The 16,709-nt window shown below is 71.4% G+C and carries 17 protein-coding genes; 11 read left to right on the forward strand and 6 right to left on the reverse strand.

The features are described from left to right. Positions 1-295 precede the first annotated feature (295 nt). Positions 296-673, reverse strand: a complete 378-nt coding sequence (locus AC4NMM_RS06480) for a SlyX family protein (protein WP_491923864.1) — start codon at positions 671-673, stop codon at positions 296-298. Positions 674-851: 178 nt separating this feature from the next. On the opposite strand from AC4NMM_RS06480, the gene AC4NMM_RS06485 reads away from it, so the two are divergent. Next, entirely contained in the window at positions 852-1,628 is a 777-nt protein-coding gene (locus AC4NMM_RS06485; protein WP_096393672.1) for a bacteriorhodopsin, read from the forward strand. A 65-nt stretch (positions 1,629-1,693) separates the two neighbouring features. Beyond that, a complete protein-coding gene (locus AC4NMM_RS06490) occupies positions 1,694-1,918 on the forward strand; it encodes a hypothetical protein (RefSeq protein WP_096393673.1) in 225 nt (74 codons plus the stop codon). A gap of 58 nt (positions 1,919-1,976) precedes the next feature. On the opposite strand, the gene AC4NMM_RS06495 is transcribed toward AC4NMM_RS06490, so the two are convergent. Next, positions 1,977-4,055, reverse strand: coding sequence for an AAA family ATPase (locus AC4NMM_RS06495; RefSeq protein ID WP_491923865.1), 2,079 nt, complete (start codon positions 4,053-4,055; stop codon positions 1,977-1,979). Between the two features lie 205 nt (positions 4,056-4,260). Here AC4NMM_RS06495 and AC4NMM_RS06500 point away from each other — a divergent pair, with 205 nt between their 5' ends. The 4 genes from AC4NMM_RS06500 to AC4NMM_RS06515 all read left to right on the forward strand — a co-directional run bounded on the left by AC4NMM_RS06500 (position 4,261) and on the right by AC4NMM_RS06515 (position 8,741). Next, positions 4,261-6,264 (forward strand): bacterio-opsin activator domain-containing protein, encoded by a 2,004-nt coding sequence (locus tag AC4NMM_RS06500; protein WP_096393675.1) that lies wholly within the window; start codon positions 4,261-4,263, stop codon positions 6,262-6,264. A gap of 34 nt (positions 6,265-6,298) precedes the next feature. Continuing rightward, entirely contained in the window at positions 6,299-6,769 is a 471-nt protein-coding gene (locus AC4NMM_RS06505) for an SRPBCC family protein (protein ID WP_096393676.1), read from the forward strand. Between the two features lie 134 nt (positions 6,770-6,903). Next, positions 6,904-8,040, forward strand: coding sequence for an SPFH domain-containing protein (locus AC4NMM_RS06510; protein WP_096393677.1), 1,137 nt, complete (start codon positions 6,904-6,906; stop codon positions 8,038-8,040). An 89-nt stretch (positions 8,041-8,129) separates the two neighbouring features. Continuing rightward, the gene (locus AC4NMM_RS06515) at positions 8,130-8,741 is read left to right on the forward strand and encodes a winged helix-turn-helix transcriptional regulator (protein ID WP_096393678.1); all 612 of its coding nucleotides are present in this window, start codon (positions 8,130-8,132) and stop codon (positions 8,739-8,741) included. Between the two features lie 36 nt (positions 8,742-8,777). On the opposite strand, the gene AC4NMM_RS06520 is transcribed toward AC4NMM_RS06515, so the two are convergent. From AC4NMM_RS06520 to AC4NMM_RS06530, 3 genes are all read right to left on the reverse strand, one after another. Beyond that, on the reverse strand, positions 8,778-9,032 hold the full coding sequence (locus tag AC4NMM_RS06520) for a DUF7123 family protein (protein ID WP_096393679.1): 255 nt from the start codon (positions 9,030-9,032) through the stop codon (positions 8,778-8,780). Positions 9,033-9,212: 180 nt separating this feature from the next. Beyond that, on the reverse strand, positions 9,213-9,800 hold the full coding sequence (locus AC4NMM_RS06525) for a DUF84 family protein (RefSeq protein WP_491923866.1): 588 nt from the start codon (positions 9,798-9,800) through the stop codon (positions 9,213-9,215). Beyond that, on the reverse strand, positions 9,797-10,594 hold the full coding sequence (locus tag AC4NMM_RS06530; protein ID WP_096393681.1) for a cobalamin-binding protein: 798 nt from the start codon (positions 10,592-10,594) through the stop codon (positions 9,797-9,799). The genes AC4NMM_RS06525 and AC4NMM_RS06530 overlap by 4 nt, the downstream gene beginning before the upstream one ends. Before the next feature lie 197 nt (positions 10,595-10,791). Between AC4NMM_RS06530 and AC4NMM_RS06535 the strand changes: the two genes are divergently transcribed. From AC4NMM_RS06535 to AC4NMM_RS06555, 5 genes are all read left to right on the forward strand, one after another. Continuing rightward, complete coding sequence (locus tag AC4NMM_RS06535; protein WP_004596489.1) at positions 10,792-11,766, forward strand: transcription initiation factor IIB; 975 nt, start codon at positions 10,792-10,794, stop codon at positions 11,764-11,766. 78 nt (positions 11,767-11,844) lie between these two features. Further along, positions 11,845-12,552, forward strand: coding sequence for a type I 3-dehydroquinate dehydratase (locus AC4NMM_RS06540; RefSeq protein ID WP_491923867.1), 708 nt, complete (start codon positions 11,845-11,847; stop codon positions 12,550-12,552). Positions 12,553-13,041: 489 nt separating this feature from the next. Next, the gene (locus tag AC4NMM_RS06545; protein ID WP_096393684.1) at positions 13,042-14,001 is read left to right on the forward strand and encodes a rhomboid family intramembrane serine protease; all 960 of its coding nucleotides are present in this window, start codon (positions 13,042-13,044) and stop codon (positions 13,999-14,001) included. After that, positions 14,001-14,867: an endonuclease V gene (locus AC4NMM_RS06550; RefSeq protein ID WP_491923868.1), complete on the forward strand. Its 867-nt coding sequence runs from the start codon at positions 14,001-14,003 to the stop codon at positions 14,865-14,867. Before AC4NMM_RS06545 ends, AC4NMM_RS06550 begins: the two co-directional genes overlap by 1 nt. 92 nt (positions 14,868-14,959) lie before the next feature. Then, on the forward strand, positions 14,960-15,232 hold the full coding sequence (locus AC4NMM_RS06555) for a DUF7385 family protein (RefSeq protein ID WP_004596496.1): 273 nt from the start codon (positions 14,960-14,962) through the stop codon (positions 15,230-15,232). Positions 15,233-15,259: 27 nt separating this feature from the next. Here AC4NMM_RS06555 and AC4NMM_RS06560 read toward each other — a convergent pair whose 3' ends face one another. Further along, complete coding sequence (locus AC4NMM_RS06560) at positions 15,260-16,603, reverse strand: MBL fold metallo-hydrolase (protein ID WP_491923869.1); 1,344 nt, start codon at positions 16,601-16,603, stop codon at positions 15,260-15,262. Positions 16,604-16,709: the final 106 nt, after the last annotated feature.

Here is a 16,709-nt window from a genome sequence, read left to right on the forward strand (position 1 = left end):
CCTCCGCTTCGCTCCGGCGACTGACTCCCTCGCGGGCTGGCTCGCGGCCGCCGGTGGCGGCCGCTCGCAGGCGCGCCGACCGCGGCCGGATTTATAAGCGATCGTCGGCATCGCTCTCGGTCATTTAAATACGACATCACGGCGGGCGATCTGCGATACCCACTCCCGAAATCGCTCGTCGCTACGTCTGTACTGGCCAACGCCAGTTCAGAACGAGTCGCCTATGAGGATTCCAACGGAGCCGCCTGTCTGTTCGGCGACGCGCTGCGAGGAGAGCGAGGGGCTCGGAGCGGGCTCAGTACGTGTGGATCACTTCGCCACAACGCGTGCACTCGATCGTGTCCGACCGGAACAGCCGCTCCTTCTTCTCGGTGGGGCCGTTGCACTCGGGACAGACGCCGAGGTTCCGGCCGTCCGCGACCCGCGCGGACAGGTCGAGGAACTGGTTTTCGAGCTTGTCGATCTGTTCGGACTGCTCCTCGACGACCGACCGGAGCTCTTCGATCGTCTCGTCGCGCTCCTCGACCGCGGTCGACAGCTCCTCGATGCGCCGCTCGTACTCGTCGATCGCCTCGACGTCGATGGCGACGTCGTCGGTCGCCGCCTCGGTCTCTTCCTCCGCGGTGGTCTCGGTGGTCGATTCCGCCTCCGCTTCGGTGTCGTCGTCGGCCATACAGCATCACTAGGGCCCCAGGTTGATTACTTTCGGGCCGACAACGTATCCCCCGACGGGCGACAGGGCGCGGGCAGCGACCGCCGAGGAACCCCGACGGTCGACCGCCGGCGGACGCCGATACCTGACTGGGTTGGCATCGGTCTCAATAGAGTATATACTGTATCATGATGTGGGTATGGACCCGATAGCACTACAGGCGGGATACGACCTACTCGGGGACGGACGCCCCGAGACGCTCTGGTTGGGTATCGGCACGCTACTGATGCTCATCGGGACCTTCTATTTCATCGCCCGCGGTTGGGGCGTGACTGACAAGGAGGCCCGTGAGTACTACGCGATCACGATCCTCGTGCCGGGGATCGCATCGGCAGCGTACCTGTCGATGTTCTTCGGCATCGGCCTGACGGAGGTCCAGGTCGGCGGCGAAATGCTCGACATCTACTACGCGCGGTACGCGGACTGGCTGTTCACCACGCCGCTGCTGCTGCTCGACCTCGCGCTGCTGGCGAAGGTCGACCGCGTCACCATCGGGACGCTCGTCGGCGTCGACGCGCTGATGATCGTCACCGGTCTCATCGGTGCGCTCTCGCACACGCCGCTCGCGCGGTACTCCTGGTGGCTGTTCAGCACGATCTGCATGATCGTCGTGCTGTACTTCCTCGCCACGAGCCTGCGCGCCGCGGCGAAGGAGCGCGGCTCCGAGGTCGCGAGCACCTTCAACACGCTGACCGGGTTGGTACTCGTCCTCTGGACGGCGTACCCGATCCTGTGGATCATCGGCACCGAGGGAGCCGGCGTCGTCGGCCTCGGCATCGAGACCCTGCTGTTCATGGTTCTCGACGTGACGGCCAAGGTCGGCTTCGGCTTCATCCTGCTCCGCAGCCGCGCCATCCTCGGCGACACCGAGGCCCCGGAGCCCTCCGCGGGCGCCGAGGCCTCCGCCGCCGACTGATCGGCCGGCTACCCCGACGCAACCGAACAGCACGGTTCAACCGTTTCCACCGTTCATTTTTCCACATGGCCGACACGACACCCGAACAGCCGGCAGTACTGAATACGCGGTCCGTCGTCGGGCTGGGCGCGTGCGCCGCGATCGCACTCGTCGGAATATTCCTGATCCCGACGCTACAGGAGCCGGGCGGCGGGCTCAACGCCCGATTCTGGACGATGGCGGCGCTGGAGCTGATCGCCATGGGCGGCGTCGTCTACTTCGTTTTAAACCTCCACGAGGAGCCGGAGTAGCGACGGCGGCCCGTCCCGAAGCCCGGAATGCCGCCCTCACTCCGCCCTCACTCCGCCTTCACTCCGCCGACGGATCGCTTTCCGGCCGCTCGGCGTCGCCGCGCCCGTCGCGGGTCGAGGGCGACGTCTCGGCGAGCGCGCGTTCGAAGTGGTCGCGCCCGACCGTCGGCTCGGCGGACGGGCCGTCGCCGACGATCGCGTCCTCGATCGCGAGCAGCCCGGCCTCGCGGACCAGCGCCGCGAGGTCGCCGCCGCTGTACCCGGCGGTGCGGTCGGCGAGGGCGTCGAGGTTGACCCCGGACGCGACCGGCGTCTCCCGGGCGTGAATCTCCAGGATCTCTCGGCGCGCCTCGCGGTCGGGGAGCGGCGTCTCGACCGCCTTCTCGATCCGTCCCGGCCGGAGCAGCGCCTCGTCGATGGCGTCCGGCCGGTTCGTCGCCGCGATGACGGCGACGTCGGTGAGCGGCTCTAACCCGTCGAGCTCGGTCAGCAGCTGCGACACCACGCGCTCGCCGGCGTCCGTGTCGTCGCCGCTGCGCCGCGGCGAGACGGCGTCGACCTCGTCGAAGAAGATCACCGCCGGCGCGTTCTCGCGCGCCGTGGCGAACAGGTCGCGGACGGCCTTCTCCGACTCGCCGACGTACTTGTCGAGCAGCTCGGGCCCGTTCACCGGGATGAAGTTCGCGTCGCTGCGGCTCGCCGCGGCGCGCGCGAGCAGCGTCTTCCCGGTCCCCGGCGGCCCGTACAGCAGCACGCCGGACGGCGGCTCGATCCCCAGCTCGGCGAAGCGGTCGGCGTACTCCAGCGGCCAGTACACCGCGCGCACCAGCTCGCGCTTGGCGGCGTCGAGCCCGCCGACCTCGTCCCAGCCGACCGCGGGGAACTCGACGGTGACCTCGCGGAGGCCGGTGGGCTCGACCTCGTCGAGCGCGGCGTCGAAGTCGGCCATCCGGATCGCGGTCCGGCCGTCGCGGCGGACCGCACGCTCCAGCGCCGCGTCCGCGAGGACGGCGAGGTCGGCGAACACGTAGCCGTCGAGCCGCGCGGCGACCGCCTCGAAGTCCACGTCCATCGCGAGCGGTGCGCCCTCGGACAGCCCTTCGAGCGCGGCCGCGCGCTCCGCGGTCGTCAGCGGCTCGACCTCCAGTTCGCGGTCGAACCGGCCGCCGCGGCGCAGCGCCGACGGCACGGCGTCCGGGTCCGCGGTCGCGCCGATCACGACCGTCCGGTCCCCGGCGCGGAGCTCGTCGACGGTCGATCGGAAGCGGTCCGCCAGCGCGGAGCCGCCGTCCTCGGCCCCGAGCGCTTCGAGGTCGTCGAGGAGGACCACGGTCGGCTCGCCGGCCGGCACGGCCTCGACGACGCGGTCGAGCCGGTCCGACCGGTCGCTCGCCCGCTCGCCCCGGAGCCGGGCCGCGGAGGCGCGGACGAGCGTCGCGTCGGTCGCGCTCGCGACGGCCTCGACGAGCGTCGTCTTCCCCGACCCGCGCGGGCCGTGGAGGAGCAGCCCCAGCGTCGGGGACCCGGCGGACTCGAACGTCTCGGCCGCGTCGAACCGGGTCGCGACCGCGTCGCGGAGGCGCTCGAACGTCGCCGTCGGGACGAAGCCGTCGCCGGCGCCGGCCCCGCCGGGCCGCTCGGCGACGACGTCCGGTTCGCTCCCGTCGGCGACGGTGATCTCGGTCTCGTCGTCGACGACCGCCGGCGACGAGGGAGCCACGTCGCGCACGTCGAACCGGAGCGTGAGCGCGCCGCCGAGGCGCGTGACCTCGACCTCGTCGCCGACGGCCACGACGCGCCGGTCGAGCCGGCGACGGATGGCGTCCTCGCTCCGCTCCAGGTCGACCGACTGGCGGAGCCGCAGCGTGACCGAGGCGGCGACCGGGAGGGACGACGGCGCCACGGTCGCGGCCTCGCCCGTGTCGACCCCGGCCGTCCGCCGGAGCCGCTCGGGGAGGAAGACGGCCCGCGCCCCGTCGTCGACGGCGACGACCGGGGCGGCGACGCGCCGCTCGCCCTCGACGGTCACCGTGTCGCCGAGGCCGATCCCGAGGTCGGCGAGGACGGCTTCGGGGAGCCCGATCCGGTCCCCGGGGACCGACGTGGGCGGCTCTCTGACGGTGACGCGCACGCTCATGTTCCGCGGGCCCGCTCGCGGGACGGCTCGTCGGCGACGACGGTCGATACCATACGCCGATCTCACGCCCAGCGACCCCAAAGTACCCGGGCCTAACTGGACAGCCGCACCTCGACGGTTCCCGCCGTCGGCCGGTCGGGCGCCGGCGCTTCGGACTCTCGGAAGACAGGCAACCATTAACCCCTATCGGCGCGAACGGTCGCGCATGGCGAACGCTCGGGCGCTCCTCGTCCACCCGGAGGAGGGGAGCGATCGGATCGAGACGGCGCTCGGCGCCGCGGGGTTCGACGTGACCCGCACGGACACCGCGGCGTCCGCGGTCGCGAAGGCGACGACCGGCGAGTACGACTGCGTCGTCAGCGAGTACGCGCTGGCCGGCGACGACGGAGTGGCCCTCGCGACCGCGATCGAAGAGTCCGACGCCGGCGTGCCCGTCGTGATGTTCACGGAGACGGACGAGGAGGGGGTGCCGGAGGCCGCCTTCGAGAGCGGCGTCGACAGGTTCCTCCAGAAGAACGGGTCGGCGTCGATCGATCAGCTCGTCTCCGACGTCTCGACGGTCTGTTCGGGGGTCCCGACCTCGGAGCCGCGACAGGACATCTCCGACCACGAGCCGACCGCGTCGGAGGTGCGGCGGGCCGTCGAGGACGCGCCGATCGGGATCAGCATCAGCGATCCGGACCTCCCGGACTACCCCCTCGTGTACGTCAACGACGCCTGGGAGGAACACACCGGCTACCCGGTCGAGGAGGCCCTCGGCCGAAACCCGCGGTTCCTCCAGGGGCCCGGGACGGATCCGGAGACCGTCGAGGAGATCGCCGAGGCGATCGGGAACGAGGAGGAGGCGACCGTCGAGATCCGGAACTACCGGCGCGACGGAACCCCCTTCTGGAACGAGCTGACGGTCGCGCCGGTGTACGACGAGGACGGCGACCTGACCCACTACGTCGGCTTCCAGAACGACATCAGCGACCGGAAGGAGGCGGAGCGGCTCGCCGAGGAGCGCGCCGAGAAGCTCGCGACCGAGCGGCGCTCGCTCGACAGGGTCCTCGGGCGGGTGAACGGGCTCCTCAGCGACATCAGTCGCATCCTCGTCGAGAACCGGGATCCGAGCGTCATCCCGGAGCGCGTGTGCGAGGTCGTCGCCGGCGAGCCGGGGTACGCCGGCGGCTGGATCGGGGAGGTGTCGTCGGCGACCGGTCGCCTCGAGATCCGCGCCGCGAGCGGCGTGTCGGTCGAGGCCGGCGCGTCGTTCGACGTCGACGAGACGCCGACCGAGGTCCGGGAGGCGATCGAGACCGAGGAGCTCCGCGGCGGCTCGATAGAGGGCGCTGCCGACGGGCCGCTCGAACCGGCGGCCGTCGGCGGGCGGCGGCTCCTCGTCGTCCCGCTCACGTACGGGGAGCGACGGTACGGGCTGTTGGGGATCTACGGCAGCGGGGCGGACGTCCTCGACCGCCGCGAGCGGCGGGTGTGCGAGTCCGTCGGGAAGATGATCGCGAACGGGCTCCACTCGCTCGAGACGGCGGAGATGCTCACGACCGACCGCGTCGTGGAGCTCGTGGTCGAGATCCGAGACTCGACGGGGCCGCTCGCGCGGATCGCCGACGCGGTCGGCGGGGAGGTGGAACACCTCGGGACGACGCGGCTCGACGACGACGCCTGCGAGCTGTACTTCCGCGCCGACGGGGATGACCCGGATCTCGACGAGCTCGCCGCCCTCCCGTTGGTCGAGTCGATGCGGACGGTCTCGGAGACGAACGACGGCGTCAGCTTCGCCGTCACCGTCACCGAGTCGCCGCCGCTCACGAAGCTGGCCGACCACGGCAGCGTCGTCGCCGAGGCGATCGCCACGCCGGAGGGGTCGACCCTGACGATCGAGGCGCCGCCCGAGCACGACGTCCGCTCGATCCTCGACGTGTTCCGCGGCGAGTACGAGGGCGTCGAGCTCCGGTCGCGCGTCGAGCGCGAGAGCCGCGACCGCACCGTCGCCGAGTTCGCGGCCGCGGTCGACGAGCGGCTCACCGAGCGCCAGCGCGCCGCCCTGAAGACCGCCGAGCTGAACGGCTACTTCGAGTGGCCGCGACCGGTCGACGGCTCGGAGATCGCGGAGCAGATGGGGATCACCCGACAGACGTTCCACCAGCATCTCCGCGCGGCCGAGCGGAAGCTCGTCGAGGCGTACGTCGACCCCCGATCGTGCGAATGAGCCGGGAGCGCGCCGGAAACCCGGGGGGTGGCGCGTGAGCGACGACCTCCCGGACGCGGGCGACGACCCCTTCGCCGCGAGCGACTCGGTCGTCGTCGCGGCCGGCCCGGAGACCGTGTTCGCGTTCCTCGACGACCCCGCGAACCACGCGGCGATCACGCCCGGGCTCACGGACGTTCGAGACGTCGAACCCCTGGGGAACGGCGGGAAACGGCTCTCGTACACCTACCGGATGGCCGGGGTCGGGATCGACGGCGAGATCGTCCAGACCGTCCACGAGCCGCCCGAGCGCCACGTCTTCGAGCTCCGCGGCCGCCTCACCGGGACGATCGACCTCCGGCTCGCCCCCGTCGACGGGGGGACGGAGCTGACGTACGCCGCGACGTACGACCTGCCGGAGAACGCGCTCACGAGGGTCGGCGCGCCCGCGATCCGCCGGTTCAACGAGCGGCAGCTCCGGGCGGCGCTGGAGAACGTCGCGGCGGAGTTCGACGCGGACGGATGAGGACGCTCGCAGGTCCGTCGCCGGCGGCGATGCGGGACACGTCGGCCACGAGACGGCGAGCCGACCGGGAGACGGCGTACCGATTCGGTGGCGGTGGGCGAACTATTAAGCGTGCGATGGCCTAAACGGGAGGCATGGATCCGATCACCCTCCAAGCCGGGCTCGGGCTCGGGCTCGTGAGCGTCGGCCTGCTCGCGCTCTTGCTCGTGGTCGTCACGCTCTGGCAGTCGTTCGAGATCGTCGACGCCTACGAGAAGAAGACGCTCACCGTCTTCGGCGAGTACCGCAAGCTGCTCGAACCGGGCATCAACCTCATCCCGCCGTTCGTCTCCCGCACGTACCCGTTCGACATGCGGACCCAGACGCTGGACGTCCCCCGCCAGGAGGCGATCACGCGGGACAACTCCCCGGTGACCGCCGACGCCGTCGTCTACATCAAGGTGATGGACGCGAAGAAGGCGTTCTTAGAGGTCGACGACTACAAGAAGGCCGTCTCGAACCTCGCGCAGACCACGCTCCGCGCCGTCCTCGGCGACATGGAGCTCGACGACACGCTGAACAAGCGCCAGGAGATCAACGCGAAGATCCGCAAGGAACTCGACGAGCCCACCGACGAGTGGGGGATCCGCGTCGAGAGCGTCGAGGTCCGCGAGGTCAACCCCTCGAAGGACGTCCAGCAGGCGATGGAGCAGCAGACCTCCGCCGAGCGCCGCCGCCGCGCGATGATCCTCGAAGCGCAGGGGGAACGCCGCTCCGCCGTCGAGCAGGCCGAGGGTGACAAGCAGTCCAACATCATCCGCGCGCAGGGTGAAAAGCAGTCCCAGATCCTCGAAGCGCAAGGGGACGCCATCTCGACCGTCCTCCGCGCGCGCTCCGCCGAGTCGATGGGCGAGCGCGCCATCATCGAGCGCGGCATGGAGACCTTAGAAGAGATCGGCAAGGGCGAGTCCACCACGTTCGTCCTCCCGCAGGAGCTCACGAGTCTGGTGGGGCGCTACGGCAAGGCCCTCTCCGGCTCCGACGTCCAGGAGATGGAGGGGCTCGACGGGAAGGAGTTCGACGACGACACCCGGAAGATGCTCGGGCTCGACGACATCGACGAGATCCTCGGCCAGATCGAGGAGTCCGCGGAGATGAACGTCGAGGAGCTGGAGAAGGAGGCGGAGGCCGTGAAGACGGGCGATGCCGGCGCGAGCATCAGGTCCGCCGACGAAGTCATCCAAGAGATGGACGAGGAAGAGGCGCCGGCGGAAGTCGAGAAAGAGGAGTAGTTCGGCGCGAAGCGCGGCCGTAGCCGCATTCTCCGACGCGATTCGGCCGCGAGCGAAGTGCTTTTGTCGAGGCGCCGACTAATACGGCCGTGACAGAGGGGTTCGACGGCCAGAAGCGCGAGACGCTCCGGCGGTTCGCCGCGGTCGGAGCCGCCGCGCCGTTCGTCGGGACCGCGAGCGCCGACGACGCCGACGCCGACGAGAACGAGACGCGGGAGGCGATCCGTGGCTACGTGCCGACGACCCCCGGCGCGCACTTCTCGAAGCTCCGCGACGACCTCCGGCTCGGCACCGGCGAGGCGCAGTACCACCTCCGGAAGCTGGAGGAGGCGGGGGCGATCGAGTCGGTGAAGGACGCCGACTACCGGCGCTTCTTCCCCGCCGGCCGGTTCGACGCGACCGACAAGCGGGCGCTCGGCTACCTCCGCCGGGAGACGCCGCGCGGGATGATCCTCGCGCTGCTGCGCGACCCCGACGCGACCGGCGCCGACCTCGCGAGCGCGCTCGGCGTCTCACGGCCGACGATAAGCGCCGCGGCCGCCGACTTGGAACGCGCCGGCCTCCTCGACCGGACCGACGGCTACGCGCTGACCGAGCCGGAGCGGCTGCTCACGCTCGTCGTCCGCTACGCCGACTCCTTCGACGCCGAGGCCGTCGCGTTCGCCGACGAGGCGGCGTCGCTGGTCGCGTACGACCCGTAGGACGCGCCCCGTCGCGGGCGGGGGATCGGCGTCCGCTCAGTTCGTGACCATCCACGTCGTCCCCGACGAGTACCCCCACTTCTCGACGTCGACCTCGGTGGCGGCGTCGGCGACGGCGCTCATGTTCGCGCCGACCTCCTTCGCCGAGAGACCGAGGTCGTCGGCGATCAGCCGCGACTTGAAGTACGTTCGGTCGGCCGCGTTCTCGCGGAGGTACCGCAGGATGCGCTCCTGTTTCGCGGAGAGGCCGGTCGATTCGGCGGCGACCGCGTCCGGGTGAGCCGTGCTCATACGGGTACCACGTCGGCGCGCCGCATAAGGCGGTTGGTAGACCGGGTTAACACGTCGCTGTCGTGCGATTTTGTGTGTCTTCAGGGGCGTGAGTACCGCCCCACGACCGCGTTTGGGTACGGCCTTCGAACCGCGACGCCGGCGCGGCGGCACCGGCGCGGCGCTGCCGCCGCGCCGGGGTCAGTACAGCCCGGTGACGAACGGCCCGAGCGCCCCGCTCACACCGGCCGCGAGCGCCTCGGCGCGGTCGACGCGGCCGTTCGTGAGCGCGCCGGCCGCGCCGCCGCGCTTCGCGACGCCGTCGGTGTCGAGGAGGTCGTCCATCACCGGGCCGAGCTCCTCCCCGTCGTCGATGCGGGCGGCGACGTCGGCCGGAAGCGCGAGGCTCGGGCCGGCGGCGCGGCCGACGCGGTCGCCGTCGGTCACCGCCGCCCACATGATCAGGAACAGGTCGTCGGCCCCGTCGAACGCCGCGACGCCGCCCTCGATGCCGACGCCGATGTCGTACGTCGCCCCGTCGCCCGGCGCGTCGGCGCCGCCTTTCGGTTCCGCTTCGAGGACCGCAGCCGCTCGGTTCTCGGCGCCCGCGACCGTCTCCGCGTGGCCCGTCGGCTGCTCGCTCACGCCGGAATCGACCGGGACCGACTCGATCGCGACGCCGGTCGGGTCGCTCGGGAGGTCGTCGTCCGCCGCCGCTCCGAGCGCCAGTTCGACCGCGCGCCGCTTCACCGGGTTGCCGCTACCGACGCCGACTCGCAGGGTCGTCATACGCGGTCGTCGTCGCCCGCGGCCGAAAACGCGTCGGGATGGAGCGAGCGAGCCAGCCGCTCGACCCCGTCGAGGAGCGCGGGGCTCGGCTGGTTGAGGAGGGAGTCGTCGAGGACGTGGACGGGGGCGTCGACCCAGTCGCGCTCGGCGACGGTCGCGGGGTCGACGCGGTCGCCGTGCCCGCAGACGTGGACGACGACGTGGTCGGGGTCGGCGCGCTCGACGGCGGCGGGGTCGACCTCGCGGGAGCGATCGCCCGGGTCGACGAAGGGATAGCGCCCGCCCGCGGCGCGGACTGCGTCCGGGACCCAGTTGCCGGCCGCCATCGGCGGGTCGGACCACTCCTCGCAGTAGACGGTCGGACGGGGGCGGTCGGCGACGGCGTCGGCGATCCGGTCGAGGCGGTCGCGCGCGTCGGCCGCGAGCCGCTCGCCCGCGTCCGGGCGGCCGACGTCGGTCCCGCGTGCGGCGAACCCCTCGACCGCGTCGTCCAGCGTCGACGGCTCGCGGTGCGCGACGTCGAGGCCGCGGTCGCGGCAGTCGTCGGCGAGGCCCGACTGGAGCCCGTCGCTCGTGAGGACGACGTCGGGGTCGAGGTCGACGACCCGGTCGAGGTCGGGGTTCAGCCAGCCGCCGACGACGGTCGGGGACTCCTCGCCGTGCGCGGACCCGGCGTCGGGGTCCTCGGCGAGGTCGCAGTGGGCGGTGACGCCGACGAGGCGGTCGGCCCCGCCGAGCGCGGCGACCGTCGCGGTCGCGCTCGGCGCGAGCGAGACGACGCGGGGCGAAGACATGGCGTTCGATCCGGCCGCGAGCGTGTCAACGGTTTCGGTCGCGGCGGCGGCGATCTGGAGATCGCCGAAAACGCGTGATAGATCGTGTCCTTTCGTCGGGATTCGAGCGACACGTTCCGGTCGTTTTAAGTTGTGTTCCGCCGACGGTAAACCAAGATCGCTCTCGGGCAGTTTCAGTTTCCGGGGGCAACCGAGCTATGAGTGAACGACTACACACACGGGGGAGTCGCTCCCGAACGGAGACGAACGAGGAGGAATCGGAGAGCACCGACGAGACGCTCAGCTGCCCGGAGTGCGGGGGCCACGTCATCAACGACGAGGAGCACGGCGAGACGGTCTGCAGCGACTGCGGGCTCGTCGTCGAGGCGGACTCGGTCGACCGCGGGCCGGAGTGGCGCGCGTTCGACTCCCGCGAGAAGGACGAGAAGAGCCGCGTCGGCGCCCCGACCACGAACACGATGCACGACAAGGGGCTCTCGACGAACATCGACTGGCGCGACAAGGACGCGTACGGCCGCTCGCTCGGCGCGCGCCAGCGCCAGAAGATGCAGCGGCTCCGCAAGTGGAACGAGCGGTTCCGCACCCGCGACTCGAAGGAGCGCAACCTGAAGCAGGCGCTCGGCGAGATCGACCGGATGGCGAGCGCACAGGGGCTCCCGGACAACGTCCGCGAGACCGCGAGCGTCATCTACCGCCGCGCGCTCGACGAGGACCTCCTCCCCGGCCGCTCCATCGAGGGCGTCTCCACCTCCTGCGTGTACGCCGCCGCCCGGATGGCCGGCGTCCCGCGCAGCCTCGACGAGATCGCCGACGTCTCGCGAGTCGAGAAGGCCGAGATCGCGCGGACGTACCGCTACGTCGTCCGCGAGCTGAAGCTGGAAGTGAAGCCGGCCGACCCCGAGCAGTACGTCCCCCGGTTCGCCTCCGACCTGGAGCTCTCCGAGGAGTCCGAGATGCGCGCGAAGAGCCTCCTGCGCAACGCCAAGGAGAAGGGCGTCCACTCGGGCAAGTCGCCGGTGGGCCTCGCCGCGGCCGCCGTCTACGCCGCCGCGCTGCTCACCAACGAGAAGACGACGCAGGCCGCGGTCTCGGAGGTCGCCGACATCTCCGAGGTCACCATCCGGAACCGGTACCACGAGCTGTTAGAGGCCGAGGACGGCCTCGTCGCGTAGGCCGACCGGTATTTCTCGCACGGAGTTCGGTCCGCCCGGACGCACACACATAAGTTCCCGCCCGCGGAAGCCTCGCGTATGTTCGAGGAGTTCGTCCTCGCCGCGAGCACGGCCGACCTCACGGAGGAGCCGCGCGCCCGCGAGGACGCCGACGCCGTGGAGTTCCGGATGGACCTCGCAAACTCCCCGCTCTCCCAGCTCGACGCGTACGACGGCGAGCTCCCGCTCGTCGTCACGAACCGGGCGTCGTGGGAGGGCGGCGAGGCCGACGGGCTGGGCCGCTACGACGCGCTCTCGGACGCGATCGGGCGCGACGCCGTCGCCGCGGTCGACGTCGAGCTCGCCGCGCTGCGCGGGACGCGCCCGGACCCGGCTGAGGAGTCGCACGCGACCGCGCTGCGCGACGCGGCCCGCGAGGCGGGGGTCGACGTGATCGCCTCGGTCCACGACTTCGAGTCGACGCCCGAGCCCGCCGCGCTCGTCGACCTGCTCGCCGACGCCGCGAGCGAGGGCGACGTGGGGAAGCTGGCGACGACCGCGACCGCGCCGGCCGACGCGCTCGCGATGATCGAGGCGACCCACGAGGCGACCGCCGCCGGCCACCGCGTCGCGACGGTGTGTATGGGCGAGCCGGGGCGGCACACCCGCGCGGTCACGCCCCTCTACGGCTCGAAGATCGGCTACGCGCCCGTCGACCCCGCGAACGCGACCGCACCGGGCCAGTATCCGCTCGCGACGCTCAGAGAGCTGGTCGACGGGCTGAGAGAGGGCGAAGCTGACGAGTGACTGGCTATTTATAAGCGATTGGCCGCGGATTCGGCGACTATTTATAAGTAAAGACGGTGCGGTGGCGCGTGCCTGCGAGCGGCCGACAGGCCGCGAGCAGCACGCGCGAGGGAGTCAGTCGCCGGAGCGAGGCGGAGGCGACTGACGAGGCTGGGGAGGTGTGAGGTGCGGTCGCTGTGCGGTCGGGTGGGACTCAAAGGGGCAGCCGCGAGGGCGAAGCACGGCGACGCAAGCACCGCAGGGAGCGAACGAAGTGAGCGACCGAGGAGCGCAGCGAGCCGCGCGAGTCCTCGCGGCTGGGGCTTTGGCGGTGTCCGCCGGCGATCCGCAGTCGGCTATTTATAAGCGAGCGGCTGGGGCTTTGGAGGAATCCACCACCGTGATGCCATCAAGTGCCATTTATAAACCATTACTAGAGCCGCCGTCCGTCGCAGAAGAAACCACGTATAGAGCCAAACCGCTTTACGACCGCCCCCGTAACACACGCCAATGGCGACGTGCGACGTGTGTGGGGAGTACGAGAACCTCCCGTACCAGTGTAAGCGGTGCGGCCAGACGTTCTGTGCCGAACACCGACTGCCCGAGAACCACGACTGTCCGGGCCTCGCCGAGTGGGACGACCCCGGCGGCGTCTTCGACAGCGGCTTCGACGAGAGCGTCGAGGGAGGGCCCGCCGGCGACGCCGGGGACGGCGCGGGCGTCCTCGATCGGGTCAAGGGTCGGATCGACCGCGAGACCGGCACCGGCGGCGTCTTGGGGTACTTCCGCAACAACGCGACGTACGCCATCCTGCTGGCGATGTGGGTGACGTTCGTCGCGCAGTGGATCGCGCTGTTCGTCGGTGGGGAGGCGCTCCACAACACGCTGTTCGTGCTCCGGTCGGAGGCGATCGCGAACGTCTGGACGTGGGTGACCTCGGTGTTCTCGCACGCCCCCGGACAGCTGTTCCACATAATCGGCAACAGCATCGTGATCCTGTTCTTCGGCCCGCTCGTCGAGCGCGCCGTCGGGTCGAAGAAGTTCGTCGGGTTCTTTTTCGGCGCGGGGATCGCCGCGGGGCTCGGCCACGTCCTCTTCGCGATCGCGACGAACGCCCCGCCGACGGGCGTTCTCGGCGCCAGCGGCGCCGGCTTCGCGATCCTCGGCGTGCTCACCGTCTGGCGGCCGAACATGCAGGTCCTCCTCTTCTTCGTGATCCCGATGAAAATCAAGTACCTGACGTGGGGGATCGCGATCGTCTCCGCGGCGCTGGTGGTCACGACGGGCACCGGCGGCGTCGGCGGCATCGCGCACCTCGCGCACCTGATCGGCTTCGCGATCGGGCTCGCGTTCGGCAAGCGCAACGAGGGGCTCGCGCGCTCCGCGGGCGGCATGGGCGGCGTCTCGATGGGCGGCGCGCGCGGCCCGCGCGGTCCGGGTGGGCCGGGCGGCCCCGGCGGGCGGCGCTGATGGACCTCGCGCGGCCCGACCTCCGACCCGATCCGTCGCTGTCGCGCGACGAGATGGAGGCGCTCCAGCGCGAGATCGCGGCGGCCGCGACGTTCGACGACGACCACGCGCTCGACCCGTCCGCGATCGCGGTCGACGAGGCGGCCTCGCTCGCGGACGGCCTGCCGCCGGCGCGCGACGACGCGCAGGAGCGGCTGGGGACCGGCGAGGAGCCGACGGCCGCGGAGCGCGGCGCCGACGCTCCCACGGTCGTCGGCGTCGACCAGGCGTTCCTCACCGACCGCGGCGAGGACCGGCCCGACGCCGCCGTCTCCGCCGCCGTCGCGCTCCGGGGCGGGACCGTGGTCGAGTACGCGAGCGCGACGACGACGCTGTCGGTCCCGTACATCCCGGGGTTGCTCGCGTTCCGAGAGGGCGAGCCGATACTGGCCGCGCTCGACGCGCTCGACGCCGACCCCGACCTGCTCGTCTGCGACGGCTCCGGCCGGATCCACTTCCGGGAGGCGGGGCTCGCGACCCACGTCGGCGTCCTCCGCGACGTGCCGAGCGTCGGCGTCGCGAAGCGCCTCCTCTGTGGCGAGCCCGACGAGTCGACGGGCGAGCGGCCCGAGGGCTGGCGGACGCCGATCCGGGCGGACGACGCGGTGACGACCGCCGAGCCGGGAACCGTCATCGGCCACGCGTTCCAGTCGCGGCAGTACCCGAACAGCAAGCGGGTGAATCCGCTGTACGTCAGCCCCGGCCACCGCGTGTCGGCGGAGAGCGCGGTCGAGTTCGTCGCGGCGCTCTGTGCGGGCTACAAGCTCCCCGAGCCGACGCGGCTCGCGGACGCGCACGCGGACCGGGCGAAGCACGACGCGGAGTGAGGGGGCGCTCCCGGCGGTCGCTTCCTCGGGCGCCGTGCCAGTAGTTGCCACAGGCAGGCGGTTTTTAGACGGTCGCCTCCGAACCCGGAGGCATGGGAGACGACGACGCGGAGAGTCCGATGTCCGCCGAGGAGTTCCGGTCGCTGACCGACGGGTTAGTGCGACAGAGTTCGGGCGGCGGGACGACCGTCTACAAGAACGCTGCGGGCGTCGGCTGTCCGAATCCCGACTGCGACCGCGGCGTCTTCCAGACGCTGTTCGTCAGCGACCACGGCTGGCAGCAGATCGGCGCGACCCGCGACGGGATCGACCTCTGTTTAGTCAACACGGAGTCGAAGCGGCTCGTCTTCATCCACGACGAGTGAGCGGCGGAGCTCGGTGAGAGAGGTCGCTCAGTCGTCCGCGGCGGACCCGACGTCCGGCTCCGCCGCGCAGCGGTTCGGGCCGAGTTCGAGTTCGATCGCCGCGGTCTCGTCCGGAGGCGACTCGACGCCGCGGTTGGCCGCGATCACCGACTCGTAGTTCGGCGGCTTCTCCGGGAGCGTCCGCGTGATCCGCTCGACGAAGTCCTCCCGGTCGAGGTCGAGGATCCCGATCCCCCGGCGCGCGTCCCCGACCGTCGTGAAGACGGGCTCGCCCGGGACGACGTCGCCGGTCGTCCCGTCGTTCGCGACCGCGAAGTGGCCGGGACAGACGACGACGCCGTCCGGCTCGGCGAGCAGGGTCCCGTGGAGCGAGTCGTACAGCCGGCGGGCCGCGCCCGCGGCGCCCTCGGCGGCGTCTCCGTTTTCCTCGTCGTCGCCGCCCTCCTCGTCGTCGCCGCCCGCCGAGAACTGGAGTTCCGTCCGCCCGACGCTGTCGGTGAACAGCGTGTCGCCGGTGAGGACCGCCGCGTCGCCGACGAGGTAGCTCGCGCCGTCGTCGGTGTGGCCGGGCGTCGCGAGCGCTTTCAGGTCGACCCCGCCGACATCGAGCGTCTCGTTGCGCCCGATCGGCTCGAAGGCGTGTGCCACGTCGCGCTCGGCGGCCGCGGCCGGGAGGTAGTACGGCACGCCGAGCTCGTCCGCGAGCGCGCGGCCGCCCGAGAGGTGGTCGGCGTGGACGTGCGTGTCGAGGACGGCCGCGATCGACGCGTCGCGCTCGGCGGCCGCCGCGACCCACTCGTCGCCGTGTCTGGAGACATCGATAGCGACGGCGATACGGGGTGAGCCGTCGGAATTAGCGACGGCGACGCGGTCGGAGTCGGAGGAGTTAGCGAGGACGTGATCCGCGTTGTCCGCCGCGCCCGCCTCGCGTCCGCCGACTACGAGGTACCCCAGACACCCCTTCGCCCGGCGCTGGACCTGGACGATATCGAGCGGCGGGGCTGAGTCGGGCGTTGCGGGGAGCGGCACAGGGGTTCGGTCATAGACGGCCGACCAGCCGCGCATGCCGTCTTCGACGACGACCACGTCATCGTACCCGGCCGCGTCGAGTTCGGCGGCGAAGTCGTCGGAGGCCTTCCCCTTCGCGCAGATCGTGACGACGGTGTCGTCCGGAGAGAGGCCGGTCTCGCGCTCGAAGTCGTCGACGTCGAACTCGTGGAAGGGCTTGTAGAAGTAGTGGACGGCGTCCGCCACGCGCCAGCCCGCGAAGCTCTCTTCGGGGCGGGTGTCGACGACGGTGAACTCCCGCTCGCCGCGCCGCCGCGCGTCGATCCTGTCCCGGAACTCGTCGGCGGAGATCGTTTCGGCCATACCGGAGTCTTGTTCCGCGTGATCAAAAGCACTCGGTGGACGGGGAGCACGAGGGAATCGCCGGCGGCGAGATCAACGCTGCGTGCTGGTACTCGCCGGCGGTTTA

The organism is Halorubrum sp. SD41 (genome assembly GCF_058630335.1).

Coding starts and splice junctions, on each gene's coding strand:
- AC4NMM_RS06510 (WP_096393677.1), top strand. CDS start 6,904: ATGGATCCGATCACCCTCCAAGCCGGGCTCGGGCTCGGGCTCGTGAGC.
- AC4NMM_RS06495 (WP_491923865.1), bottom strand. CDS start 4,055: ATGAGCGTGCGCGTCACCGTCAGAGAGCCGCCCACGTCGGTCCCCGGG.
- AC4NMM_RS06490 (WP_096393673.1), top strand. CDS start 1,694: ATGGCCGACACGACACCCGAACAGCCGGCAGTACTGAATACGCGGTCC.
- AC4NMM_RS06480 (WP_491923864.1), bottom strand. CDS start 673: ATGGCCGACGACGACACCGAAGCGGAGGCGGAATCGACCACCGAGACC.
- AC4NMM_RS06540 (WP_491923867.1), top strand. CDS start 11,845: ATGTTCGAGGAGTTCGTCCTCGCCGCGAGCACGGCCGACCTCACGGAG.
- AC4NMM_RS06545 (WP_096393684.1), top strand. CDS start 13,042: ATGGCGACGTGCGACGTGTGTGGGGAGTACGAGAACCTCCCGTACCAG.
- AC4NMM_RS06550 (WP_491923868.1), top strand. CDS start 14,001: ATGGACCTCGCGCGGCCCGACCTCCGACCCGATCCGTCGCTGTCGCGC.
- AC4NMM_RS06485 (WP_096393672.1), top strand. CDS start 852: ATGGACCCGATAGCACTACAGGCGGGATACGACCTACTCGGGGACGGA.
- AC4NMM_RS06530 (WP_096393681.1), bottom strand. CDS start 10,594: ATGTCTTCGCCCCGCGTCGTCTCGCTCGCGCCGAGCGCGACCGCGACG.
- AC4NMM_RS06535 (WP_004596489.1), top strand. CDS start 10,792: ATGAGTGAACGACTACACACACGGGGGAGTCGCTCCCGAACGGAGACG.
- AC4NMM_RS06500 (WP_096393675.1), top strand. CDS start 4,261: ATGGCGAACGCTCGGGCGCTCCTCGTCCACCCGGAGGAGGGGAGCGAT.
- AC4NMM_RS06520 (WP_096393679.1), bottom strand. CDS start 9,032: ATGAGCACGGCTCACCCGGACGCGGTCGCCGCCGAATCGACCGGCCTC.
- AC4NMM_RS06525 (WP_491923866.1), bottom strand. CDS start 9,800: ATGACGACCCTGCGAGTCGGCGTCGGTAGCGGCAACCCGGTGAAGCGG.
- AC4NMM_RS06560 (WP_491923869.1), bottom strand. CDS start 16,603: ATGGCCGAAACGATCTCCGCCGACGAGTTCCGGGACAGGATCGACGCG.
- AC4NMM_RS06555 (WP_004596496.1), top strand. CDS start 14,960: ATGGGAGACGACGACGCGGAGAGTCCGATGTCCGCCGAGGAGTTCCGG.